This window comes from Eggerthella sinensis, from assembly GCF_003339815.1.
GTDB classification, from domain to species: domain Bacteria; phylum Actinomycetota; class Coriobacteriia; order Coriobacteriales; family Eggerthellaceae; genus Eggerthella; species Eggerthella sinensis.
The window spans coordinates 79,762-104,366 of sequence record NZ_PPTT01000007.1; the positions used below are offsets into that span (position 1 = coordinate 79,762).

Sequence of the window (24,605 nt, forward strand, 5' to 3'; positions counted from 1 at the left end):
TATACGATATGACCACGAGAGGAAGGAACGAAGCATGATCCAGGAGACGCTGAAGGTGACGGGCATGCACTGCCCGAAGTGCACGGCCCGTGTGGAGAAGGCCGTGGGCGCGCTCGACGGCGTGGAATCGGTGACCGCCGACCACGAGGCCGACACGGTGGAGCTGACGTACGACGGTGCCCCCGAGACGCTCGCCGCCGCAAAAGCCGCCATCATCGGCGAGGAATTCGAGGTCCTATAGGTCCGCGAACATCTGCATGAGCTCTTTCTTGCTGTGCACGCCGAGCTTGTCGTAGGCGTTCTTGCTGTGGAACTTCACGGTGCGCTCGGTGATGAACAGCTCTTCCGCAATGCCGCCCATCGTCTGGCCGTCGATGATCATCGTCACGATCTGCTGTTCGCGTTCGGTGAGGCCGTAGGGCTCCATCATGTGCTGCTGATGCGCCTTGAGGGCGTTGCGGATGTCCTCGAGCGTCAGCGGTTCGGCGGGGGCGGCTTCCGCCTGCATTCGTTGCAGGGCGCTCATCTGTCGCACGCGGGCGGCCATGTACAGAATGACGAGCACGGCGATGAGCGCGATGAGCACCGTCGCCGTGCTGGTGAGCGCATCGAATCCGATGGCCAGGCTCTTGTTCACCCACGCTCCCAGAAACGCCGCGTACAGCGTGCCGCTTCCCAATACCAACAGGGCGAAGCAGGGGACGAACGGCAGCTTCGCATCCGCGATGGCGCGGGAGAACAGAATCCAGCAGAGCACGACGAGGCAGTTCTTCGCGCCGAGCACGAGTCCGAGCGCCGTAGTCATGGTGCCCGGCAGCTTCGTCGAGAACAGCAGCAGTCCGGCGATCAGCAGGATGAACGCGGCGCTTGAGCTCACGTGCAAGAACTGCGCCGCCCGGTGCGTCTCGGCGTTGTCGGCGGACGGGGCGGTTGCATCTTCGTCATCGTGCGCCGAGCGCCACCGGAAGAACGCCCAGCCGCTTCCGCCCGCAAGCGCGAGCCCGCCGAGCGTGGTGACGAGCATGTTCGACGTCACCACATGCGAGTTGGCGAGGTAGGGGTTCGTGGCGAGCCCTCCGAAGAGTCCCGCCGCGAACGTGCACGCGCTGATCACCGTGATGAGCATCCACGGCGTGGCGCGCAGCGCTGCCATCTCGATGGGCCCGAATGTGAGCGGCCCGCTGTTCGCGGTGCGCACGTCGGCCGCATCGTGCTGTGCGGAGGCGAGCAGGCAGAGCCCCGCGCACGCCGGCAGCGCCGCCTGCACGAGCAGGACGACCGGTGCGGGCGCGAACAGACACGTCAGGAGCACGAGGCTCGCGCACGCGCCGGCGGCGCACGCGAGGGGGACGAGCGTGCGGTAGGCGAAGAGCGTGAGGCGCTCGCCCCACGACACGACGAGCACGGCGCAGCACGCCGTTTGCAGGCAGAAGCACAGCAGGCGCACGCCGTCGCTGCCGCCGAAGGCGTACCCGATGCCGAACGCGGCCGCGGCAACGGACGTCCCGGCGATGAAGCGCGCGTGCGGCTCGAACGCGACGAGGCGGTTGAACAACCCGTACAGCAGCAGCGCCACGACGAAGGTTGCCCCGGCGGCGAAGCTGCCGTTGTGCACGGTCGCATCGCGGGCAAGACACAACTGCTCGCTGGTTTGAAGCCAAGCGAGCAGACCGGAAAACCCGAGGAATGTCAGTATCGTCGTACGCACGGGCACAGTATAGCTCCCCTTCCACACGTGCGTTCATTGCATGAGCGACAATATTATCCTTTTGCCCGAATAATTCAAAACCTGTACCTAAAGTACAGGGCACGAACTATACTCTTCCAACTATTATTCTTCCCGAGGGCGCGTTTGCGGCGTGCGCTCCCATGCCGATTAGTCGATAGGAAAGGAGCACGGGATGAATCATTGCAAAGCAGGCCACGATTTGCCGAGGGGGGGGGTGCTCATCTCATTCATAGGGATTTCAAGGCGTCAGCGTTCCGCATTGCAGTAGCGGTGCTGCTGTGCTGCGGCCTCATGCTGCCGACGTTCTCACCCTCCGCCAAGGCATTCGCCGAAGGAACCGACAGCGAGATCACGGTGCCGGTGGACAACGAGGCAACCGACGGCGTCGTTGACGAAACGGCTGTCGCGCCCGAGGCGGAAGAGGTTGCGACAACGCCCGAGCCCGAGGCGACCAACGAGGGCGACGTCCGTTCCGCTGCGGCTCCGGTGGCCGACACGCTGCCGGCCGGTCCGACCATTTCGGATGACTCGATCAGCCTTCGCGCTTCCTCGAGCTCGTCAACGGTGTCGCTCGACCTCGAGAGCGTTCCGGAGGGATGGGGCGATAAGATTACCGGCGTGAAGGTGGCCGTGGTCAAGGACGGGGTTGCGGGTACTCCCGAATCGCTCGACAAGAGCCAGTACGCGTACGACTCCTACGAATGGCGGGGCAGCACCTATTACTCCATCGACTTCACGCGCACGTCCGAGAAGCCCGTTTTCACGACGGATGCTTCCGACGGCTCCGTGAAGGTTGACGCGACGAACCCGAACAAGCTGATCCGCACCTATCAGGTGACGGTCTCGGCTGAGGGCTACGCCGATGTGCAGAAGACGATCGAAGCCTACACGCAGCATGTTGCCGACGGTTCGTTCGTTTTGCGCGTGCTCGACGAGAACGGGAAGGTGCTCGAAGCCAAGACGTTCGATGCGCAGGCCATGCAGGACGGGCTCGTGTTCCAGAACGGCAGCTCTTCGTGCGGCCATACCGGCGTGCGTACGTTCTCCGGCTACGGCGTATCCCTTTCCAGCCTCGTCTCGCAGCTGAGCACCGAGGTGGGCGCGGGCGACTCCGTGAAGTTCCGCGTGACTGACGGTACGCCGCCGGACTACTACAGCCGTTGGAACAAGGTGTGGGATTACGAGGAGCTGTTCTGCGAGCGCTACTTCCTCGATTCCGTGTACACCGATGCCGCGGTGAAGCAGGCGTTCATCGATGCCGCTTCCCAGGAGGCCTCCGACGCCCCCGAGAACACGGCGTTCAGGCGTGCGGCCGCTGAAGCCACGGTGAAGGCGGGCACCACGATCGATGCCATGCTTTCGACGGGGTATCAGGAGACCATGCTCGACAGCGAGAACATCGCCTCGATCACCTCCGCTCCTACCGCTTCGAGCGTGAACATTGACAAGCTCGTGGGCAAGGAGAACATGTACCGCTTCATCTTCGGCCTGCGCATGGTGGGCGACCCCATGACGGTGTCCTTCGATACGGGCGACGGCACGAGCGTTGCATCGCAGAACGTGAACGGCAACCTCATGACCATTCTGCCGGAAGATGAGAACACCACCATGAACTCGGTGTATTGGGCGATGGGCATCGACATCGTGAAGGATACGCACGAGGCGGGCGTGCAGCGCACGAACACCGTATCGCAGCCCGAGAACCCGACGCGCGAGGGATACACCTTCGGCGGTTGGTACACCGACGAGGCGTGCACCGCCGGTCACGAGTTCGATTTCTCGAGCCCTGTTTCGGCCGACGTTGCCGAGGACGGCGACACGAACGTGACGCTGTACGCGAAGTGGATCGAGAACGGTTCGCAGGGTGGAACCGATCCTGAGCCCGAGCAGCCCACGGCGGGTACCAAGACCGATGCTGCCACGGGCGTGACGGCATCCGGCACGGTGCTCGGCACGGACGGTGCCGCGAAGGACGCTCAGCTGAAGGTGAGCGAGCTTGCCACCACGAGCGATCGCTACAAGGAGCTCAAGAAGACCTACGCTCCCGCGAACAATCTGCTCACCAAGGTGTTCGACGTGACGTTGCAGGATGCGAACGGCGCGGTGATCACCGATCTGGGGGCCGACGGCCTGAGCATCTCCTTCCCGGTGGGCGCTCAGTACAACGGCAAGCCGGGCACCGTCATCCATCTGCATAAGAATGCCGATGGCACGGTGACCGAGCAGCGCAGCGCCGACGGCCAGAAGGTGGTCGACGGCATGCTCACCATCACGGGCGTCAAGAACTTCTCCGAGTTCGTCGTGATGGTGAACGACGACACGACGCAGGCGGCGGCAACGCCTACCGCCGCGAAGACGTTGACGAAGACGGGCGACGGCATTCCGGTTGCTCCCATCGCCGGTCTCGCGGGCGCGGGCATTCTGCTTGCGGCGGCGTGCCTGATCATGATGCGCAGGAAGAACGCTCAGCGTTAAACGGTGAGCGTGCCTGGGCACGACCGAGTATGACGGAGGCGGGGCGTTCAACGGCCCCGCCTCCTTGGAGTTGATGGACTATCTACCAAGGGGGATTCACGTGGTTTCAAAACCAGCTGTCATGAAGGCGGGCTCCACGGCGAGCGGCGCCCTGTTCGGGGTGCTGCTCGCGCTCGCGTTGGCGCTTTGCATGCTGCCGACGCAGGCGTTCGCGTACTACAACCGTGGAAGCGTGTCGGTTGCTTTGGGAACCACGGCGGTCGAGGTGCAGGCGGGGGCGACGGCGAGCGCAACCGTTTCCATCACGCCGGCATCGGATGATCAGACGGAAGGCTGCGGCATGCCGAAGTGCCCGCAGGGATGCTCGGCGTCGTGCGCGGACGAGAACGGGCAGTGCCAGTGCTCGGGCTCCGACTACACCACCTACTATCCCACGGCCGTTGCCGCATCGAGCAACGCGAGCGTGGCGGTGGCCACATGCGTTGGCGGCGCGCTCACCGTGTACGGCAAGTCCGAGGGCGAGGCCACCATCACGGTGCGCGCCTCGCTGCGCCAGTTCACGGATGCCGAAGCGACGCTCAAGGTGACGGTGTCGGGCAAGGCTGACGGCGCTGCGGCAGGCTCTGCGGAATTCGTCGACGTGCCCGAGACGGCGGCTGCGCAGCAGGCGGACAAGGCCGACGTGGTGGAGAAGACCGTCATGGGCCGTCCCGTGCACAACGTGCGCATCGGCGACGCCTGCGACGTGACCGGTCGCCTCGCGCAGATGGCCGGCGTCGACGGCGACGTTATCTTCTGGCAGGGCGACACGTACTACCACCCCGCCTACTCGCTCACGTTCAACGGCACGACGTACGACGCGCCGCCCGCGTCGTCGTTCGACGTGCGTCTGGACGTGACCACGGAGGCGCAGGGGACGCTGAACCAGCCGCTTACCGGCGTGTCGAACTTCGTGGTGGTCGACTTCGCGCAGAAGGGCGACCTGTTCGCGCCGGCAACGGTGTACGCCTTGGCCGAAGGCGCGCTGAACGACGGAGACGCCGTGGCGCTGTTCTCGTACGACGATGCGGCGAAGGCGTTCGTGAAGGAAGAGGCCCCCGCGTCGGTGTCGGGCGGCTACGCCGTGTTCACCGCGCAGCAGGGCAAGACGTACGTGGTGTCGTCGCGCGATCTGACCACCGAGGCGAAAACGGTGGTCACGGGCGGCACGCCGTCCATGCAGCAGGGCGGCAGCTGCTGCGACCCCGCTCCGGCGGCCGCGGCGGAGACGATGCCCTCGTGCTGCGATACCGCGAATGCGAACGCGGTTCCTCCCTTCGTGTACGTTGCGGGCGGCGTGGTGGCCGCAGCTGCGGTGGCTGCGGCGGTTGTCGTGGTGGTGATGATGCGTCGCAAGAAGAAGGCTGAGACCGCCGACGCGTCGGATGGAAAGGACGAGTAGGGATGGGGAAGAGATTGCGTGACGGGGGCCGCGGACGCGAAGCGGGCGCGGCGGCTACGACGATGCGGGCGTGGAGCGCGCCTGTCGCGATGCTGGCGCTGGCCCTGGTGGTGGCGCTCGTCGCAAGCTTCATACCGCTTTCGCAGGCGGCCGCGTACTTCAACTTCGGCACGGTGGGCGTGTCGGTGGGTTCGACGTACGTGAGCCTGCAGGCGGGGTCGTCCACGAACGTGAGCGTGTCGGTGAACCCCTCGGCGTCCGACCAGACGCAGGGATGCGGCATGGCGAAGTGCCCGCAGGTGTGCGATACGAAGGAGTCGATAGCCGCCGGGTACTCGTGCTTCGACGCGAACGGCCAGTGCACGTGCAACGGCAAAGGCTACTCCACGTACTACCCGCAAACCTACGCCTCGTCGAGCAACGCGGGCGTGGCATCGGCCTACATGAGCGGTTCGACGCTGGTCATCTCCGCGAACGGCGCGGGGTCGGCCACCATCACGGTGGGCGCTTCGCTGCGTCAGTATAGCGACGGGGCCGCCTACATCCAGGTTGACGTGAGCGCGCCGGCGGCGGTGGAGCCGCCGTCGGGCGGCGGCTCGTCGGGCGGGTCCTCGGGCGGCTCGAGCGGCGGCTCGTCGGGCGGCGGGGCGGCGACCGAGGCGCCGTCGGGCGGCTCGTCGGGCGAGGCAGCGGCCCCCTTGCCGTCTGCGGCGCCGAGCAGCTCGGGCGTTCCCGAGGCGGCCGAAGCGGTGGAATCGCGCGACGACGAGGTGAACGAGAAGGAGATGGAGACCGATGGCGGCAAGGTCATCCTGTCCGAGTGCAACAGCCACCTCGACGCGCCCGCGACGCTCGCGAAGATCATCGGCACGTCCGACCAGGTGATCTTCTGGTCGGGCTCGTCGTCTGAGCGCCCCGACTACTCGTGGACGTTCGTGGGCGACGACCTGTCGGAGGACGCGGCCGACAAGCCGTTCGACCCCACCATCGAGGTGTCGAAGCTGGGCACGGGCAACGTGGCGAACATCATGAAGCAGGCGAAGGACGGCCTCGTGCTGGACTTCGCGCACTCGGGCGACCTGCCGGGCGAGGCGTCGATCTACGTGAACGTGGATGCCGCCTTCGAGGACGGCACGACGCTCAAGCTGTACTGCTTCGACCCTGAGGCCGTCGCCTTCGGCGAGGCCGAAGCCGAGACGACGGTGGAGGCGGGGTACGCCTCGTTCAAGCTGACGCATTGCTCCACGTGGGCGCTGTCCACCGACGATCTGTCGAGCTACCAGCTGCAGGAGACGAACACGCCGGGTGCCGTGAAGCAATCAACGACCGGCGCAGATGCCGAGACGATCGGCTCCGATGCGGGCGTGGGCTCCTGGCTCGTGCCGGCGGCTGCGGCCGTCGTGGCGGTGGCCGTGGTGGGTGCGGTCGTGGTGCTCGTCGTGCGCAGGAAGAAGCGTGCCGAAGGGGAGGCGGCAGCCGAGGAGGAGCCGGCGGCAGCCGAAGATGCCCCTGCCGAGGAGTCGGCGGCAGCTGAAGATGCCCCTGCCGAGGACGCCCCTGCCGAAGACGCTCCCGCCCCCGAGACCCCCGCCGCCGAGGTTGGTGAGGGCGATGCCGACCAGGCGGAGTAGCCTCGCGCGTGCCGCCGCGGCCCTTGTGCTGGCCGCGGCGCTCGCGTGCGGCGCGCCCGTCGCGGCGTGGGCTGCCGGCATGAACATGGGCGGCTCGGACGACCCGGCCGCCTCCGCCGAGTCGACGGCGACCGCCGCCGTCGACGAGAACGCCGAACCCCTCGGCCTCATGCCGCACCTGCTGCGCCTCACCGGCGAGAGCCGCGCTGCCGAAGGCGAGGGCGCGCTGCCCACCGAGAGCGTGGGCGCCCTCTTCCCGAACCTGCTGTCCGTGGCCACCACGCCGCAGTCCATCAGCACGGGCATCCAATGTCACATGGACGAGGTGTGCGGCTACGACCCCTGCACGTGCGGCAAGCCCGACGCCTGGGGCCACTGCGCCTGCGGCGGCTTCGAGGAGACCGTGCCCACGGTGTCCATCTCCACGAGCGATGCGAACGTGGCCACCGTGGTGGAAGCGTTCGGCCAGACATGGATTTTGCCGGTATCGCCGGGTACGGCCACCATCACCATTGCGGCCGACCTCATCCACTACCAAAGCGCCAGCTACGCCTTCAACGTGGAGGTGGCGCCGTTCGGCATCGTGGACGCGCTGCTCATCGTGGCGGCCTTGCTGCTGGTGGCGGGCGTCTTCGCCGGGCTGTTCTTCCTCGTGCGCCTCGTCGTGCGCATCGCGCGCCGCAAGCTGGCCGAACGTCGGCAGTGGAAGGCCCGCGGCGAGGAGCTGAAGCGGGAGTTCCCGCTCACCTGGCGCGCGAAGCTCACGTCCGAGCAGTACGCACGCACGCGTCGCGGCCGTCGCCGCCGTGCGGGCCACCGCCGCCCGTTCGCGCACGATCTGCTGTTCTCGCTGCGTCAGGCGTTGCCGGTGCTGCTGGCGGGTCTCGCGCTGTTCGTCGTGCTCGTGCCCGTGTCCACCTCGGTGGTGAACGATATCTCGGTGTTCAACGTGAACTACACGCACGAGCAGCTGAAATACCAGTTCTTCGCGCAGGACCTCGCGCCCGTGGTCAACGCGGCCTGCGTGCTGTTCGGCGCGGTGCTGGCCATCGTGCTGTTCCGCTTCCTGCTGGTGAAGCGCGCCACCACGGCGTTCTTCTCGGTGGGACTCTCGCGCATGAAGCTGTTCTTCTCGCGCTACGCGGCCGGTGCGCTGTGCATCGTGGCGGGCATCGCCGTGCCGTTCGCCATCTCGCTCGTGCTCAACTACCTGGCGCTTGGCCTGTACGAGGGCGAAGTGCACGAGTTCTTCTTCGTGACCTGCGGTTACGTGACGGTCGCGCTCGTGTCGTTCTCGCTGGCGGGCATTGCGGTCATCTGCGCGGGCACGCTGTTCGAGACGTGCTCGTTCGCCGTGGCGCTGCTGGCGGGCGTGAGCGTGGTGCTATGGGGCGTGGGCATGCTGGCCGACTACCTGCTGGTGGGCAACGCGGCCGGTGCGCTGCTGTACGGCCAGGCCGTCGAGGTGGCGCCGTCGTTCCTCAGCGACCTCTCGTGGCTCAACCCGCTGCTGTTCTTCGCGGATGCCGGCGGGCAGCATCAGTTCTTCATGGCGCTGCACCCCGTGTACTTCCCCGAGCTCGGCTCGTGGCGTCTCGTGGTGGGCTGGTTCGCGGCCTATCTGGCGCTGTCGGCGTTCGGGTTGCTCGCGCTGTGCCGCCGCCGCGGCGAGCAGGCCGAGATGGCGGGAAAGTCGCCCGTGTTCTCGCTCTTCGCCGTCGCGGTGTTCGGGTTGGCGGCGTTCTCGGCGGCCGTGGCGCTGCTGGGATCGGTGGACGTGAACGTGGCGCTCGTGGTGGGCGCGGCGCTGTTCGTGCTCGTGTCGCTCGTGCTGCTGTTCGGCCCCTTGCGCGGCCGCACGCCGCGCCGCACGACGCTCGGCTGCGTGGGCGGCGAGCTCGTGGTGATGGCGGCCGTCGTGGGCGCCGTGGCTACGGGCGCGTTTGGCTATGCGAGCTACATCCCCGAAACCGACCAGGTGGAAAGCGTGGAAGTGTCGTACAACGGCTCGCCGAGCTACCTCACGCAGGGCTTCTCGGGCGTGGCGGGCGGCGCATCCTATTACTACACGTCGTACCGCAGCTACGCGCAGGAGTCGTCCATCGACATCGTGCGTTCGCTGCACGACCAGCTCATCGGCTTGGCCCGTGCGGTGCGCGAGACGAACTACACCGACTTCCAAAGCTCGGTGGTTCCCTACGACGTGGTGCTGCGCTATCGGATGAAGGACGGCGGCGAGGTGGTGCGCTACTACCGTCAGGCGTCCATCGGCGAGCTGTCGGCCATGCTGGCGCTCGACAACGACGCGCACACGCACGAGCTGGAGAACGCCGTGGTGACGGGCGAGACGTCGGGGCTGTCCGACGACGAGCGCGCCGCGCTGAGCGAGTCGCCGTCGTACAACGCCTACCGCGCCGGTTCGATCTACGTGGGCGACGGCGCGCTCAACCGCATCATGGCCGTGGAATGCACCGACGAGGAACGCGCCGCCTTGCTGCAAGCGCTTGCGGCCGACCTCGCCGACCTGAACGCCAACGAGCGCTACCTGCCCTCGAAGCCGACGCGCGTCGCGCTCATGTTCACGCTGTCGCCCGAACTCGACGTGGCCTCCTTCGGCTACTCGTTCAGCAACGCGGTGTCGTACGTGACCGACGACTGGACGCGCACGATGGCCTGGCTCGAAGGCAAGGGCCTCGTGGAAGCGCTCGGCACCGCGCTCGACTCCCGCGTCATCGAGCAGCTGACGTTCCAACTGGACGACCCGTACGCGTCCATCAACAAGGTGACGCAGCCGGTGAGCCGTTACTTCATGGCGTATCGCTCTTCGACGGCGGGGCAGTACTGGATCACGCAGGACTTCGGCGCGCTCAAGGTGGTGGACGAGCAGGACAAGATCGCGGACATCGTGCCGAACCTGCGCACGGGCTGCTACATGACGGGCGGCTACCTCGTGCAGGCGAAGCTGCGCGGCATCGAGGCGTACGTGTACTTCTACCTGCCGGCCGAGCTCGCGCCGTCGTATCTGTAAAGGAGGCTGTCCATGATTGAAGTTGCAGGCATATCGAAGCGCTTCGGCTCCTTTACGGCGCTCGAAGACATCACGCTTCGCGTCGAAGACGGCATGGTGTACGGCCTGGTGGGCTACAACGGCGCGGGCAAGACGACGCTGCTGAAAATCATCGCGGGCGTGTACAAGCCCGACGCGGGCACCGTGCACATCGACGGCACGCCCATGCACGACGACCGGGTGAGCCACGATTCGCTGTTCATCGTGGCCGACGAGCCGTACTTCCTGCCGCAGGCCACGCCCGAAACCATGCGCTCGTTCTACCGCGGCTACTACCCGCAGTGGTCCGACGACGTGTACGAGCGCATGCTGGCGTTGTTCAACCTCGACCCTACGGCGAAGGTGGCCGGGTTCTCGAAGGGCATGCAGCGTCAGCTGGGCATCCTCTTGGGGTTCGCCACCGGGGTGAAGACGATGCTGCTCGACGAGAGCTTCGACGGGCTGGACCTCGGCAAGCGCAACCTGCTGAAGCGGTTGTTGAAAACGTACGCGCACGAGAAAGGCGCGTCGGTCATCCTGAGCTCGCACAACCTGCGCGAGCTGGAAGATGCGGCCGACCATCTCGGTATGATCAAGGGCTGCCGCCTCACGTTCGACGACAGCGTGGCGGCGGTGCACGAGCAGTATCCGGGATCGTCGCTCGAGGAGATCTTTCTGTCGGAGGGCGGCAACAGGGTGGAGGATATCGATGGCGTGTTCGCGTAACCTCCGGGTGCGTGCCGCGGTGCTCGCAGCGGTGTGCGCGCTCGCGCTTCTGCCCGCGTCGGCGCATGCCGCGGCATCGCTCGCCGACCGCGAGGTTGAGCCGGTGTGCATCGTGTCGGTGGGGGCGGCCGCGTTCGGCATCGCGTCGGAGGCTGTCGTCGACGGCGCCGATGAGCTCACCGTGCCGCGCTTCTGCCCGGTGGCGCTCGAGGCAACCTGCGATCCGGCAGCCATCGAGGCGGGCATCGACTGCGGCATGGACTGGATGTGCGGCATCGAGCCGTGCTTGTGCGGCTCGGCCGACGCGTGGGGCGGGTGCTCGTGCAACGGCCTTGAGACGCTGGCGCCCACTGCGACGTACGCTTCGTCGGACGAGGGCGTCGTGCGCGTGGTGGAGGCGGCGGGCCGGATGTGGCTCGTGCCCGTCGGGCCGGGGACGGCCACGCTCACGTGCACGGCGTCGCTGCGGCACTTCGACGACGCCGTCGCGCAGGTCACCATGCGCGTGGGCGGTCCGACGCTGACGGATGCGGCGCTGATGGGCAGCGCGGCGGCAGCGGTTGCCGTGGCGGTTGCCGCAGGGTTCGGCGTGCGGGCGCTCGTGCGGAAGCGGAAGAGGAATCAGGAGCAGAAGCATACGGTTGACGGTGCGGACGGCGCCGCAAAGGGGGAGTGATGAGGGACGAGACGAAACGGGGAAGCGTCCGGGCGCGCGGCGCGCTCGGACGCGCACGCGCCGCACTGCGGGCCGCGGCGGCGTGCGCGCTGATCGCGGGCGCGCTCGCGTGCGCGGGCTGCGCGCAGGCGCGCGTGGACGACGCGTCGCCGCGCCTGAGCGACGTACAGCTGACGGCGGCGGGCGCGCAGTCCGAAGCATCGCAGAGCGTGGAGATCAAGCTGACGTTCGACCAGCCCATCTCGGCGGCGGGCGCGGTGGCCGACGACTTCGAGGTGCTCCTGAACGGCAAGGAGCTCGAGGGCGGTGCCGTGGCGCTCGACGTGCGCCCGAGCGCGCAGGCGGTGACGTTCGTGCTGCATCCGTCGTCGACGGCGTCTGCCGGCGGCGCGACGGGCTCGTTCTTCGCCCTGTACCAATGCGCGTTCTCCATCGCCGCGGCGCGCGAAGACGGGGCGCTGCCCTCGGTCACCGGTGCGACGGGCTCGTGCGCCGTGCTCGACGCGCCCGTGACGGGCACGCTGCCGAGCGGCCTCGCCCTCGAGACGATGGAGGCGCGTGCGGGCTCGTCGGACGGGGGCGTGGCGGCTCAGACCACCGTGCGCGTGACGTCGCCGGCGCTCGTGCGCGCCATCACGTGGTTCTCGCCCGACGGGGGCAGCACCGTGCTGCTCAAGCACAACCACACGTTCGCCGACGCCGACGCCGCGGCCTGCGCGGCCGACTTGGCGAAGGTGGTCAACGAGGCGGCGGGCCTTGGCCTGTCGGCCCGGGCAAGCGGCGACGAGCTCACCATCACGGCCGCCGACGTGCGCGACGGGCAGACCCTCGACCCCGTCATCGTCGAGGGCGTGGGCGTCGAGGGCGGCGCGTACGATGCCTCGCTCGGCACGGGGGAGGAGGGCTGATGGCCGTATCGACCGCCGCATCCGACGAGGGCTTGAGCGCCGCCGCTCCGAGCGCGGCCGTCGGGGCCGGCGCCGCGCGCCGCCGCAAGGCGCTCGTGCTGGTGGCGCTGACCGTCGTCGTGGCTGCCGTGCTGGCGTTCTCGCTCACGCTCGGACGCTACGACATGGACTTCGGCCAGCTGTTCGCCCTTGTCGCTGCTCCCTTCACGGGCGTTGACGCGCTGCAGGGCGCCGATGCCAACGTGTTCTTCACCATCCGCTTGCCGCGCGTGCTGGCGGCCCTCATCGTGGGCGCCGCGCTCTCGGGCGCCGGCTGCGCCTTCCAGGGCATCTTCAAGAACCCCATGGTGTCGCCCGACCTGCTGGGCGCCTCGGCCGGCGCCTGCTTCGGTGCGGCGGCCGGCATCCTGCTGTCGTTCGGCAGCTTCGGGATCGAGATCGCCGCGTTCGCCATGGGCGTGCTGGCCGTGTTCGTGAGCTATGCGCTGTCGAGCGTCATCGGGCGGCGCATGGGCGGCGTGCTCGTGCTCGTGCTGTCGGGGCTCGTGGTGGGCAACCTCTTCCAGGCGTTCACGTCGGCCGTGAAGTTTCTCGCCGACCCGAACTCCCAGCTACCCGAAATCACGTTTTGGCTCATGGGAGGCTTGTCGAATGTGCGGGAGGGCGATCTGTTCGGCCTGGCCGCCGCGTTCGTCGTGGGCACGGTGGGCATCATGGTGCTGCGGTGGCGCATCAACGTCATGGCTCTCGGCGACGACGAGGCGCGCTCGCTCGGCGTGGATGTGAAGCGTACGCGGCTTGCCGTCATCGGGTTCGCCACGCTGCTCACGTCCGCGTCGGTGGCGGTGGCGGGCATGGTGGGTTGGGTGGGGCTCATCGTGCCGCACCTCGCGCGCTTCCTCGTGGGGTCGGACCATCGCGCGCTCGTGCCGGCGTCCATGCTGCTGGGCGGGGCGTTCCTCATGCTCGTCGACGACGTGTGCCGCAGCATCTACACCACCGAGATACCGCTGTCCATCCTCACGGCCATCCTGGGCGCGCCGCTGTTCGTGTACCTTATCTGCCGTCAGAGGAGGTCGTCGTGAACGCGCTTGAAGTGCGTGCTCTGAGCTGCGGGTATCAGGGCCATGCGGTGGTGGAGAACGTGTCGTTCTCGCTTGAGCCGGGGCGCGCCATCGTGCTGCTCGGGCCGAACGGGGTGGGCAAGACCACGCTGTTCAAGACGATGCTGGGGTTCCTGCCGCGCCTGGCGGGCGCGGTGCTCGTGGAGGGCGAGGACGTGCGCGACTGGACGCGCAAGCGCTACGCGCAGTCGGTGGCCTACGTGCCGCAAAGCCACGACGCGGCCTTCGGATTCACCGTGCGCGAGATGGTGCTCATGGGCCGCACGCCGACGCTCGGCGGGTTCACGGCGCCGAGCCGCGACGACGAGCGCATTGCGTGCGCGGTCATCGACGAGCTGGGCCTGGGCGCGCTCGCCGACCGCGATTGCACGACGCTTTCGGGCGGCGAGCGGCAGATGGTGCTCGTGGCGCGGGCACTCGCGCAGCAGCCGCGCCTGCTGGTGATGGACGAGCCCTGCGCGAACCTCGATCTGGGCAATCAGGTGGTCGTGCTGCGCCGCGTGCGCGAGCTGGTGGACAAGGGGCTGGCCGTGGTGATCACCTCGCACGACCCGAACCATGCGTTTCTGTTGGACGACGACGTGGCCTGCATGCATCGTCGCGGGGGCGTGCGCAGCGGGGCGGCGCGCGCCGTGCTGACGCCCGAGGTGCTGGCGGCGCTCTACGGCGTGGATGTGGGAGTGGGGCTCATCGAGGGCTCCCGGGGACAATCGGGGTGGGCGTGCGTGCCGTTTCTCGATGGCGAAAGGATGGCGTGACATGCGCATCGAACGAACCATGACCCGCAGGGACTTCGCGCGCTTCGCAGCGTGCGCGGCCGCCTGCGTCGCAACGGGAGGGACGCTTGCGGGCTGCGCCGGAAACGGGTTCGCGCAGGGCAACCTGCGCACGGTGACCGACATGGCCGAGCGCAGCGTCATGGTGCCCGAGCTCATCGACCGCGTGTTCTGCACGAACCCCATCGGCACGGTGGACCTGTTCGCGCTCGCCCCCGAGAAGCTTGCCGGCTGGAACTTCCGTCCGGCGGGCGACAACAAGAAGTACATCCCCGACGAGTACTTCGCGCTGCCGTCGCTCGGCGTGTGGATGGGCGCGGGGTCGGTGCCGAACGCCGAGGAGATTGCCGCGCAGGACCCCGACGTGCTGCTGTGCTACTGGACGGCCGACGAGGTGGGCGCCGCGATGGCCGACGACATCCGCGATCAGACGGGGCTGCCGGTGGTGGTCGTCGACTACGACGTGCGCCATGCGCCCGAGATGTTCCGCTACGTGGGGTCGCTCATCGGCTGCGACGAGCGCGGCGAGGAGCTGGCCTCGTTCTGCGCGCAGAAGCTGTCGCTTATCGAGCGCGTTGCCGCGAGCATTCCCGAGAACGAGCGCAAGTCCATCTTCCTCGCTCAGGGTAACGACGGCCTGACCACCGACCCGGTGGGCAGCATGCACGTGAGCGATGCGCTCGAACTCGTCAACACGGGCAACGTGGCCGACATGCCCGGAACCGAGGGACAGGGCATGGGCATGCCCAGCGTCAACCTCGAGCAGATCATCACGTGGAATCCCGATGCGGTGCTCGTGGCCGAGTTCAACATGAGCGACTCGGAAAGCTCGGACATCCACGGCGCCATCAAGGCCGACGCGCACTGGAACAACGTGCCGTGCGTGAAGGCGGGGGAGATCTACCGCATTCCCCAGTCGCCGTTCTCGTGGTTCGGCCGCCCGCCGTCGGCCGCGCGCATCCTCGGCTGCCTGTGGCTGCTCAAGGTGCTGTACCCCGCATATGCGGGCGACATCAACATGCGCACCGAAACCATCGACTTCTACCGCACGTTCTACCGCTACGAGGGCTTCGACGAGTACACGCTCGAGCAGCTGCTCACCGCCGCGGGCATCGACAGCGAGACGGGCGAGAAGCGCTAGCCGCCCGGCACGGCGGTGCGGCTTCCCTCTGTTTTTTCAAAAACCCTGTAACCTTTTCCCTTCCCGGTTCGTCTAATAAGCAACCGACCGGGAAGGGGTTCGTGCGTGGACGATCTCATACAACGAGCGCGAAACGGAGACAGCGAGGCGTTCGTCACGCTGTTCGAGCATAGCAAGCAGGCGTTATGGCGTGCGGCCATGGCGGTGCTCGGCAACGTCGACGATGCCGCCGACGTGCTGCAGGAAACAACCGTGAAGGCGTGGCGCGCCATGCCGCGGTTCGGCGGACGGTGCGCCGTGGGCACGTGGTTCATGCGCATCCTGCTGCGCACCTGCTACGACTATCGCCGTCGGCGGCAGCGCGAAACGCCCTGCGCCATGGGGTTCTTCGACGCGGACGTGGACGGCTCGGGCGTGTCGTGGGAACCGGCGGCCGAGGCCATGCTGGCGGGAGCCGGGGTGCGGCGGGCGCCCGACCGCGATGAGGCGCTTGACGTGCGCGCCGCCCTCGGCAAGCTGTCGGCCGACGATCGCCTCGTGCTCGTGCTGTTCTACGTGAACGATTTCCCCGTGCGGCATGTCTCCCTCATCATGAACCTCTCGGAGGGCGCGGTGCGCACGCGGCTCGCACGGGCGCGGGATCGGTTCAAAATCATCTACGGCAACCCAGGATCGCATGAGAAAGCGGAGGTGGCGCGATGAGCCATGAAACGTTCGACAACGAAGACGAGCTGCGGCGCGCAGTGCGCGACGAGCTGGACGCCGGTCCGCTGCCCGCGGGCGCGCAGGCCAGGCTGAACAACGTGTACGCATCCCTGGGGTCCATTCCCCAGGATCGCCCGGCGGCGCCCGGCGCACCGGCGCCGCAGCAGCGCGCCGCGGGCGCGGCACAGCATGCCGCACCCGGACGGGCGCGCGTCGCACGGCGCGGCATGGTGGTGGCCGTGGCCGCCGTCATGGTGGTGCTGCTGAGCGGCGCGGCCTACGCCGCCACCTCGCTGCTGCAGATGGGGCCCGGCGGCGCCGGGTTCTTCGAGAGCGGGCGCAACCTGTCCGTGTTCAACAGCATGCAGGACGGCGTGTCGAGCTTGAGCGCCGAGGTGGGGCAGACGGTGGAGGTGGACGGCGTGCGCGTCACGCTCGATTCCGTGTCGAGCGACCGCAACGTGGCGAACCTCTACTTCACCATGGAGAAGGACGGCGGCTTCGATTTGGACGCCCAGTCCATCTACGAGGGGTCGAACGAGAACGAGTGGGTGCGCTTGCAGAACATCGCCCCGATGTTCCGCTACGAGCTGTTGACGACGGACGGGCAGTCGCTTGGCACCGGCACGGTGAGCAAGCTCGACGCTTACCTCGAGGACGGCGCGCTCAAGTGCATGGAGCGCATCGTGCCGGAGGCCGTGCTTCCCGACCAGGTGATCGTGAAGCTGACGAACGCGTACTCGAGCGTCCTTCCCGACGAGGGCGGCGAGGGGCTCACCTTCGACGTCGGCCTCGATTTGAGCACGGTTGCGCAGCCGCGCGATCTGGGCGCGCAGGATATCGTGTTCGATACGAGCGACGGGCAGAAGGCGCTTCATGTCGCGCGCCTGACGGCCTCCGAGCTGGGCACGGTGCTCGTGACGAAGAACGAGTGGGTGATGGGCGACGACGGCATGTCGTCGAGCATCCCCGACAACGTGCTGTCGCCCACCATGGTGAAGATGACGGACGACCAGGGCAACGTGCTGCGCTTCGTGAACCCGGGCGACGGCGGGGGCTACAACCCCGATGGGCCGGTTGTGGTCGAGCTTGCGGGTTTGGCGAGCGATGCGACCAGCGTCACGTTCACGCCCATGCTGGAAACCGACGCGGCGAAGGCCGGCAACGTGCCCGGCAACGACGAGGCCACCGTCGAGGCGCGCAAGGCGCTGAACGCGCAGAACGAGCAGCAGGCGGACGTCTCGCAGATCGGCGCGCAGCTGCCCACGAGCGAGTACGGCGGCTACACCGTGGCCGACTGGACGGTGGAGAACAGCACGGTCACCATCAAGCTCGCGCCCTACGGATGGGATCCCTCCGGCCTGTACGGCATGTTCGAGCTCATTCCGGACGATAACGTGACGCTCCTGGCCGACGAGTGGACCGACCCGGAGACGGGCGAGACGGGCACCGGCTACCACTCTGCCATCCGCTACGAGAAGTACGATTATCTCACGGGCGACCTCGTGCAGATGGATTCGTACTACGCGGCCTCGGACGACGAGCTGCGCGGCCTGACGAACTACCACTATGGCTCGATGTTCGGCTACTTCCAGGAAGACGCCGAAGCGGCTCAAACGCTGTCGTTCTAGCGCGAAGCCACTTCAACGGCGACGGGCCCATCGATGATGGGCCCGTCGTGTTTTGCGGGGGTGGGGGTGGCGCGCGTCGCTCCTACTTGCCGAGCACCTTTTTGATGCCGCGGGTGGCAACCACGGCGCCGCCGCCGATGGCGAGCAGGCCGGGGCCGGGCAGGATGAGCATGGGCACGCCCACGAGCATGATGGCGCCGCCGACGGCCGTCTGCACGACGCCGCCGAGGCGGCTCGGCTTCTTCTCGGCGGAGCGGCCCTCGCCGATGATGGTGGCGTTGACCACGGTGCCGGTGCCGGTGTTGGCACGAGCACCGGCGGCAGCGGGCTCGACGTTCTTGCCGAACGACGGCGCGCGGAAGCTGTCGGCGCCCGACGGCTGCGCGGTGTGCGCGGCGTCGCTCGTGCTCGCAACGGGGTTGACGTCGATGATGGGGCTGTGGTCGTTCATGGTCTCCTCGCTCAGGTGGTGGCGGCTCGTCGCCGCACGGTTTCCCCGATTATACGGGCAACGATGTCCCCGCGCCCCTGGCGCCCGCTCTCGGCGACGGGTTCGTCACCGTTCGGTAACGTGTTGTCCGCGTCTTCTCCAAAGGCCGAGTAACATGGACCGCGCCGCCTCGATATCGACGGTCTGAATTCCCTGTTGTGGATGCTCCCGCTGACCATTTGCGATACACTGGGAGGCACGAGGTTTCTGTTTGCTTTTATGAGTGTGTTGGTAAGGCTCGACTGTGGTTCGCGCCTGATGCTCCACAGCAACGGCGTGGGCCACGCAACAGGAAAGTTGGTGGTCAACATGGCAGCTCCTGCTACCGAACACGTGCGAAACATTGTGCTGGTCGGCCAAGACGGCGCCGGCAAGACATCGCTCGCCGAGGCGATGCTGCACGTCTCCGGCCGAACGCCCCGCATGGGCACGACGCACGACGGGAAATCCTACCTCGATTACGACGAAGAGGAAATCCGGCGCAAATTCACGATCGGCACCTCCATCGCTCCCATCCCGTACAAAGACTACAAGATCAACCTGCTTGACACATCCGGTCACCCCGACTTCATCGGCGACACGCTGGCCACCATGCAGGCGGCCGAGATGGCGCTGTTCGTGGTGGACGCCGTGGCGGGCCCGCAGGTCATGACCACCAAGCTGTGGCGCGAGGCCGAGAGCATGCGCCTGTCGCGCGCCGTATTCATCAACCACATCGATCGCGAGAACGCCGACTTCGACACCGCCATGGCGCTGCTGCACGCGCGCTTCGGATCGCGTCTGGGCCCGGTGACCATTCCCATCGGCGTCGACAAAGACTTCCAGGGCGTCATCGACATCATCCGTATGAAGGCCCGCTACTTCGACCAGGGCAGCGACGCCGAGCGCGTGGAGGATATCCCGCCCGCGTACGCCGACGCCGCCCAGGCCGCGCGCGACAAGCTGTGCGACCTCGTGGCCGAAGCCGACGACGAGCTCATGATGAAGTACCTCGACGGCGAAGAACAGCTCACGCAGGACGAGCTTGAGCATCTGCTGGACAAGGCCATCGCGCAGGAGTTGTTCATCCCCGTGTTCGTGGGCTCCACGATCATCGAGCAGGGCATCCAGGGCGTCATGGAAGACATCGCCACCTACTTCCCGCATCCGCGCCATCACGGCCGCTTCCGCCTTGCCAACGGCGAAGAGACGGTGGTCGACGAGACGGGCGAACCGGCGGCGTTCATCTTCAAGACGGTGTCCGACCCGTTCGTCGGCCGCCTGAGCTTCCTCAAGGTCATCTCGGGCGTGCTCGAGCCGGGTATGGAGTTGATCAACGCCCGCACGGGCAAGAAGGATCGCCTCGGCCACCTGTACGTGATGATGGGCAAGGAATCCGTCGACGTGAAGAGCGCGAAGGCCGGCGACATCATCGTCGTGCCGAAACTCACCGACACGCGCGCGGGCGACACCATTTCGAAGACGGGCGAGGTTGCCATCGACCCGTTGCCGCTGCCGCTGCCGCAGTACCCCGTTGCCATCGAGGCCGTGAACAAGAAGGACGAGGACAAGCTGGGCACGTTCTTGGCGCGTGCCGTGGAGAACGATCCCACGCTGCGCGTGAGCCGCAGCGAGGAGACGCACCAGACCATCATCACGGCTATGGGCGAGGCGCAGATCGAGACGCTGCTCGCGCGCTTGAAGGAGCAGACGGGCGTCGAGGCCAAGCTCATCGACGTGCGCATCCCGTATCGCGAGACCATCCGCAAAACCGCCGAGGCGCAGGGCCGCCACAAGAAGCAGACGGGTGGCGCCGGGCAGTTCGGCGATTGCTGGCTGCGCATCGAGCCGAATCCGGGCGGCGGCTACGAGTTCCTCGACGAAATCGTGGGCGGCAAGATTCCGCGCGGCTACCTGCCGGCCATCGATAAGGGCGTGCAGGACGCCATGCGCGAGGGCTTCTTGGCGGGATACCCCATGGAGGACATCAAGTGCGCCGTGTACGACGGCAGCTACCACGCCGTCGACTCGAACGAAATGGCGTTCAAGACGGCGGCGCGCATCGGCTTCCGCGCCGCGTGCGAGAAGGCCGATCCCATCCTGCTCGAGCCCATGGCGAACCTCGATGTGACGGTGGGCGAAGAGTACGCCGGCGCCGTGATGGGTGACATCTCCACGCGTCGCGGCCGCATCGTGGGCACCGACTCCAACGACGCGGGCGAAACCGTCATCATGGTGCGCGTGCCGTACGCCGAGGTGGTCACGTACACGAAGGACCTGCGCGCCATCACGCGCGGTTCGGGCTCGTATTCGCTCGAGCTCGAAGGCTACGAGCAGGCTCCCATGGACGTGACGAAGAAGCTGGTTGAAGCCTACCAAGCTGCGCGCGCTGCGGGGAACTAGCGCGGTGCAGATGCCGCCCGTCGGAGGGCGGTGAGAGAGAAGGAAAGGGGCCGTGCGATGCGCGGCCCCTTTCCGTTAATGCGGGTTACCGGGCGTGCAGCTGCTCGACGAGCTCGTCGAAGGGGATGGGGCGCGCGAAGAAGAAGCCCTGCGCGATCTCGCAGCCCAGGTTGTGCAGGAGCATGACCTGCTCCTGCGTCTCGAGGCCTTCGCATACGGTGGAGATGCCGAGGCTCTTTGCCAGGTTGATGACGCTTTCGAGGACCTGGCGCGAGCGCTCGTCGTCCTCGCTGGCAGACAGGAACCCGCGGTCGATTTTCAGCACGTCGATGGGCATTTTCCGCAGCAACGACAGCGAGGAGTAGCCCGTGCCGAAGTCGTCCATGGCGATGGGGAAGCCGCGCTGCTGCAAATCTTCGAGGATGTTGAGCACGGTATCTTCGTCGACGGAGAACACGCCTTCGGTCACTTCGACGTGCAGGCGCTCGGGCGGCATGCCGTAGCGTTCGACGAGGCTCACGAAGCGCTCCTCGAAATCGTTTTGCAGCATGGACACGCGCGAGATGTTCACGGCGAGGTGGATGGGCTTCTGTCCTTCGACGTCGAGGTCCTGATAGCGACGGCAGGCCTGTTCGAGCATGTAGAAGTCCAGCTCGTTGATGAAGCCGTTGCGCTCGAATTGAGGGATGAAGCGATCGGGGGAGAGGAAGCCCAGCTCGGGCGAGTCCCATCGGCACAGCAGCTCGGCGCCCACGATGGTGCCGTCGATGAGCGAGGTTTGCGATTGCAGGTACGGGACGAACTCCTCGCGCTCGATGGCGTCGGCCATATGCCGTACGACGCTCTGCTCGAACGCGAGCTTGGAGCGGAACGCGTCGTTGTACCGCGCGAGCAGGTCGGTGCCGACGCCCTCTTTGAGCACGGCGCCGGCGTTGCTGACCGCCACCGCGATGTCTTCGGCGCGTTCCGATAGCTCGTAGATGCCGTAGCCGCAGGTGATGCGGTCGGAGAACGGAAGGTCGTCGTCGGCTTTCAGGCACGCCTGCATCTGCGCTGCCATCTGCTCGGCGCGTCCCTCGGTGTTGCGCAGCAGCAATGCGAAGTGGTCGGCGTTCGCGTGGCCCACGAGCTCGCCCCGCTTGCAGGCGCGCTCCATGAGCGTGTTGATGGTGCGGATGGCCTCGTCGCCGGCAGGTCGCCCGAACGACTCGTTGATGACGCGGAAATTCTCGACGTTGCTGTAGGCGATGAGATAGGTGCGCGGTTTCGTCATCTGCACGAGGTCGTGCGCGTGGCGCTCGAATCCGGTGAGGTTGTAGCCGCCGGTGAGCGGGTCGGTTTCCATGGCCGCCTGGCGTGCGCGTTGGTAGCGATGCTCGCGGATGGCCATGGTGGAGGTCACGGCGACGACGAGGATGAGACAGCCGACGATGGTCCACATGAGGTCGCGTTCGGCGCGGCGCTGCGCCGACAGCACCATGGCGTCGGCCTGCTTGAAGTGGTCTTCGCTGAGGGCGAGCAGGTGCTCCTTCGAGCCCGTGCCGTTCGCGAGGTCGACGAACTCCTGGTTGATGAGCTTCCAGGTGCCCTCGACGATTCCGATATCGTCGAGGAAGTCCTGCGAGGCGGGGTCTTTGATGAATCGCGCGTTCTCTTCGCTCTGCAGCTTGTCGAGCAGACCGTTGACGCGCGCGACGATAGTATCGTTCGGCTGATCGGCGAGGGCGAGCTTGACCGATTGCTGCGTGCCGCCCCGGATGACGCCCGCGTTGTTGATGACCGCCGCATACGATTGCATCTGCACCAATGCGAACGCGAGGGCACTCACGCAAATGATCCAAACCGCTATCGTGGCGAACATCTTCGGTTTCAAGCCCGGTGGCCTCTCGAACTGCGCAATCAACTCGTCGGCGAAGATGATACCACGAAACCGAAACGTGGATGGGGGGGGGGTACTCATGGTTTCTCTGTAAGTTGACACCTTCAATCCACCATTGGCGCCTGATGAGCAGGCCGCGGCGTCATGCCTCGAGCGCCTGCGGTTCTGGTTTTGCGCCGGCCTCGCCGCTGCGGCGGGGTCGGCCGGCCCCGCGCCGGTCGCGCAGGCGCGCCTCCACGCTGTAGGCGGTCACCCAGGTGCGCGGGCCGTCCTTGAACGCTTCGAGCAGGCCGTCGCGAATCATATGGCTCACGCGTGACGGCGACACCCCGAGCGTGCGCGCCGCTTCGGCCGCCGACATCCGCGGGACGGTATGGATGCCCGCGTCGACGGCCACGAGCATGACACGCCCGCCGTAGCGCGGCTCGTTGCCGAAGGTGGGCTTGGGCAGAGCGATGTCGTGCATGGCGCAATGCTCAACCGTGAGCTTGAGCCAGTCGACGGCCATTTCGGCCGCCTCTTGCGGTGTTTTTCCTGACGTTGATCCTTCGAGGTCGAAAGGTGAAACGAGAAGCCAACCTTCATCTTCGAATATCTCGAATTCATATACGTGAATCATCGTGCCCCCTTCGTTCACGAAGCCATGATTCTTGAGAAACCTTATGACCTCTCTTCGTTTGACCATGACGATTACTCCAACTCTGATTATTATAAATACTATTGCTAATTTTGTAAAGCAGACCATGACGCGTTCTTCGTTGTGTGCCGGCGGCAGGGGACCGAGTTTGGGTGCTTGCCCCTGCTGCCGGCGAAGGCTGGCGCGCGATGCCGACCGTGGCCGCGCTGTGCTGGTCGACGGCGGCGTCGCTGCGTGTGCCGTGCTTCCATGATACCGAGCCCATCCAGCGCATCGATGGCGTGCATCCAGCGTGCAACCTGCTCGTCCTTGCTCGTTTCTCGCGCGCATCGAACGCGCTTCCAGCGCACCGCGCCCCCGTTTCCAGCGGAATTCCAGCGTGTCGCGCCCCCGCATCCAGCGCGCATCAAACGCAAGCGGCGCCCGGACTCCGGGCGCCGCTGAGAACGCAGGTGGGAAGCGTGTGCTTAGTTGTCGCGCGTGAGGCGCTTGAACAGCAGGACAAACGCGACGGCGGTCACCGCGATCCACGCGAGGGTGACCACGATGGGCACGATGGCCTCGGTTGTATACAGATCGCCTGCCAGCAACAGGTTCACCAGCTCGTACATGCCGCCGATGGGGAAGAAGCGCACCACCTGCGCAAGCCCCTCGCTGTACATGCCGAACGCGGGAGCGAGCGCGACGATCAGGATGGGCACGCTGTACACGCCGGCCGTCATCTGGTCGCGCGCCACGAGGCCCACGAGCAGCCCGATGAGCACGAAGGGGATGGAGCCCGCCGTGCCGATGATCATGGCCATGGCGAGGCTTTCCATCGGCCCGCCCACCACGAGGTAGCACAGGAGGTTGATGACGGCGATGGCGACGATGGACACGATGCCGCGCGAAAGGAGGATTTCGCCGGAGCTCACGTTCGCCAGCATGAGGGTGCGCAGCGTGTGCTTCTCGCGCTCCTCGGCGATGGCCGAGGTGGCCGTCATCATGGAGGCCATACCGGTGCTCATGCAAAAGCCGAACGACAGTATGAACGAGAGAAATTCGGCTTGCGCCTCGGGATTGCCGTTCACGTTGTCGCTCATCATGTAGGTGAAGAAGGCGATGAACGCGACGGGCATGAGGCAGCAGACGAGCGTGGACGGGTTCTTCACGAGGTCCCGCAGGTCTTTCGTCAAAAGCGCGCCGGTTTTGCGCATGGTGGCCTCCAT

Annotated in this window: 19 protein-coding genes; 14 read left to right on the plus strand and 5 right to left on the minus strand. The window is 66.7% G+C overall.

The window, feature by feature from the left end; all coding sequences use genetic code 11:
- The first annotated feature begins 34 nt into the window (after positions 1-34).
- A complete protein-coding gene (locus C1876_RS05745; protein ID WP_114545760.1) occupies positions 35-241 on the plus strand; it encodes a heavy-metal-associated domain-containing protein in 207 nt (68 codons plus the stop codon).
- Here the strand turns inward: C1876_RS05745 and C1876_RS05750 are convergent.
- Positions 236-1,714: a helix-turn-helix transcriptional regulator gene (locus tag C1876_RS05750; RefSeq protein ID WP_148044505.1), complete on the minus strand. Its 1,479-nt coding sequence runs from the start codon at positions 1,712-1,714 to the stop codon at positions 236-238. The genes C1876_RS05745 and C1876_RS05750 overlap by 6 nt on opposite strands.
- Before the next feature lie 285 nt (positions 1,715-1,999).
- On the opposite strand from C1876_RS05750, the gene C1876_RS05755 reads away from it, so the two are divergent.
- The 12 genes from C1876_RS05755 to C1876_RS05810 all read left to right on the plus strand — a co-directional run bounded on the left by C1876_RS05755 (position 2,000) and on the right by C1876_RS05810 (position 18,009).
- The gene (locus tag C1876_RS05755) at positions 2,000-4,204 is read left to right on the plus strand and encodes an InlB B-repeat-containing protein (RefSeq protein WP_211309508.1); all 2,205 of its coding nucleotides are present in this window, start codon (positions 2,000-2,002) and stop codon (positions 4,202-4,204) included.
- 100 nt (positions 4,205-4,304) lie between these two features.
- Positions 4,305-5,645, plus strand: coding sequence for a hypothetical protein (locus tag C1876_RS05760; protein WP_148044504.1), 1,341 nt, complete (start codon positions 4,305-4,307; stop codon positions 5,643-5,645).
- A gap of 2 nt (positions 5,646-5,647) precedes the next feature.
- On the plus strand, positions 5,648-7,276 hold the full coding sequence (locus C1876_RS17815; protein ID WP_211309509.1) for a hypothetical protein: 1,629 nt from the start codon (positions 5,648-5,650) through the stop codon (positions 7,274-7,276).
- Positions 7,257-10,304 carry an ABC transporter permease gene (locus C1876_RS05770; protein WP_148707938.1) on the plus strand — a complete coding sequence of 1,016 codons (3,048 nt, stop codon included), beginning with the start codon at positions 7,257-7,259 and terminating at the stop codon, positions 10,302-10,304. Before C1876_RS17815 ends, C1876_RS05770 begins: the two co-directional genes overlap by 20 nt.
- Positions 10,305-10,316: 12 nt before the next feature.
- Positions 10,317-11,048 carry an ABC transporter ATP-binding protein gene (locus C1876_RS05775; RefSeq protein ID WP_114545764.1) on the plus strand — a complete coding sequence of 244 codons (732 nt, stop codon included), beginning with the start codon at positions 10,317-10,319 and terminating at the stop codon, positions 11,046-11,048.
- Positions 11,032-11,724: a hypothetical protein gene (locus tag C1876_RS05780; RefSeq protein WP_123269807.1), complete on the plus strand. Its 693-nt coding sequence runs from the start codon at positions 11,032-11,034 to the stop codon at positions 11,722-11,724. Before C1876_RS05775 ends, C1876_RS05780 begins: the two co-directional genes overlap by 17 nt.
- Positions 11,724-12,632, plus strand: coding sequence for a hypothetical protein (locus tag C1876_RS05785; protein ID WP_114545766.1), 909 nt, complete (start codon positions 11,724-11,726; stop codon positions 12,630-12,632). Before C1876_RS05780 ends, C1876_RS05785 begins: the two co-directional genes overlap by 1 nt.
- Complete coding sequence (locus C1876_RS05790; protein ID WP_114545767.1) at positions 12,632-13,717, plus strand: FecCD family ABC transporter permease; 1,086 nt, start codon at positions 12,632-12,634, stop codon at positions 13,715-13,717. The genes C1876_RS05785 and C1876_RS05790 overlap by 1 nt, the downstream gene beginning before the upstream one ends.
- On the plus strand, positions 13,714-14,514 hold the full coding sequence (locus C1876_RS05795; RefSeq protein WP_211309510.1) for an ABC transporter ATP-binding protein: 801 nt from the start codon (positions 13,714-13,716) through the stop codon (positions 14,512-14,514). The genes C1876_RS05790 and C1876_RS05795 overlap by 4 nt, the downstream gene beginning before the upstream one ends.
- A 1-nt stretch (position 14,515) precedes the next feature.
- On the plus strand, positions 14,516-15,673 hold the full coding sequence (locus C1876_RS05800) for an ABC transporter substrate-binding protein (RefSeq protein ID WP_158544631.1): 1,158 nt from the start codon (positions 14,516-14,518) through the stop codon (positions 15,671-15,673).
- 105 nt (positions 15,674-15,778) lie between these two features.
- Positions 15,779-16,375 carry an RNA polymerase sigma factor gene (locus C1876_RS05805; RefSeq protein ID WP_114545769.1) on the plus strand — a complete coding sequence of 199 codons (597 nt, stop codon included), beginning with the start codon at positions 15,779-15,781 and terminating at the stop codon, positions 16,373-16,375.
- The gene (locus C1876_RS05810) at positions 16,372-18,009 is read left to right on the plus strand and encodes a DUF4179 domain-containing protein (RefSeq protein ID WP_114545770.1); all 1,638 of its coding nucleotides are present in this window, start codon (positions 16,372-16,374) and stop codon (positions 18,007-18,009) included. The genes C1876_RS05805 and C1876_RS05810 overlap by 4 nt, the downstream gene beginning before the upstream one ends.
- An 82-nt stretch (positions 18,010-18,091) precedes the next feature.
- Here C1876_RS05810 and C1876_RS05815 read toward each other — a convergent pair whose 3' ends face one another.
- On the minus strand, positions 18,092-18,460 hold the full coding sequence (locus C1876_RS05815) for a hypothetical protein (RefSeq protein WP_114545771.1): 369 nt from the start codon (positions 18,458-18,460) through the stop codon (positions 18,092-18,094).
- Between the two features lie 348 nt (positions 18,461-18,808).
- Between C1876_RS05815 and C1876_RS05820 the strand changes: the two genes are divergently transcribed.
- The gene (locus tag C1876_RS05820) at positions 18,809-20,881 is read left to right on the plus strand and encodes an elongation factor G (RefSeq protein ID WP_170139514.1); all 2,073 of its coding nucleotides are present in this window, start codon (positions 18,809-18,811) and stop codon (positions 20,879-20,881) included.
- 85 nt (positions 20,882-20,966) lie between these two features.
- Here C1876_RS05820 and C1876_RS05825 read toward each other — a convergent pair whose 3' ends face one another.
- The 3 genes from C1876_RS05825 to C1876_RS05835 all read right to left on the minus strand — a co-directional run bounded on the left by C1876_RS05825 (position 20,967) and on the right by C1876_RS05835 (position 24,605).
- On the minus strand, positions 20,967-22,754 hold the full coding sequence (locus C1876_RS05825; RefSeq protein ID WP_158544632.1) for a putative bifunctional diguanylate cyclase/phosphodiesterase: 1,788 nt from the start codon (positions 22,752-22,754) through the stop codon (positions 20,967-20,969).
- A 148-nt stretch (positions 22,755-22,902) separates the two neighbouring features.
- Entirely contained in the window at positions 22,903-23,268 is a 366-nt protein-coding gene (locus tag C1876_RS05830) for a helix-turn-helix domain-containing protein (protein ID WP_244910055.1), read from the minus strand.
- A 596-nt stretch (positions 23,269-23,864) separates the two neighbouring features.
- A complete protein-coding gene (locus C1876_RS05835) occupies positions 23,865-24,605 on the minus strand; it encodes an ABC transporter permease (RefSeq protein ID WP_114545775.1) in 741 nt (246 codons plus the stop codon).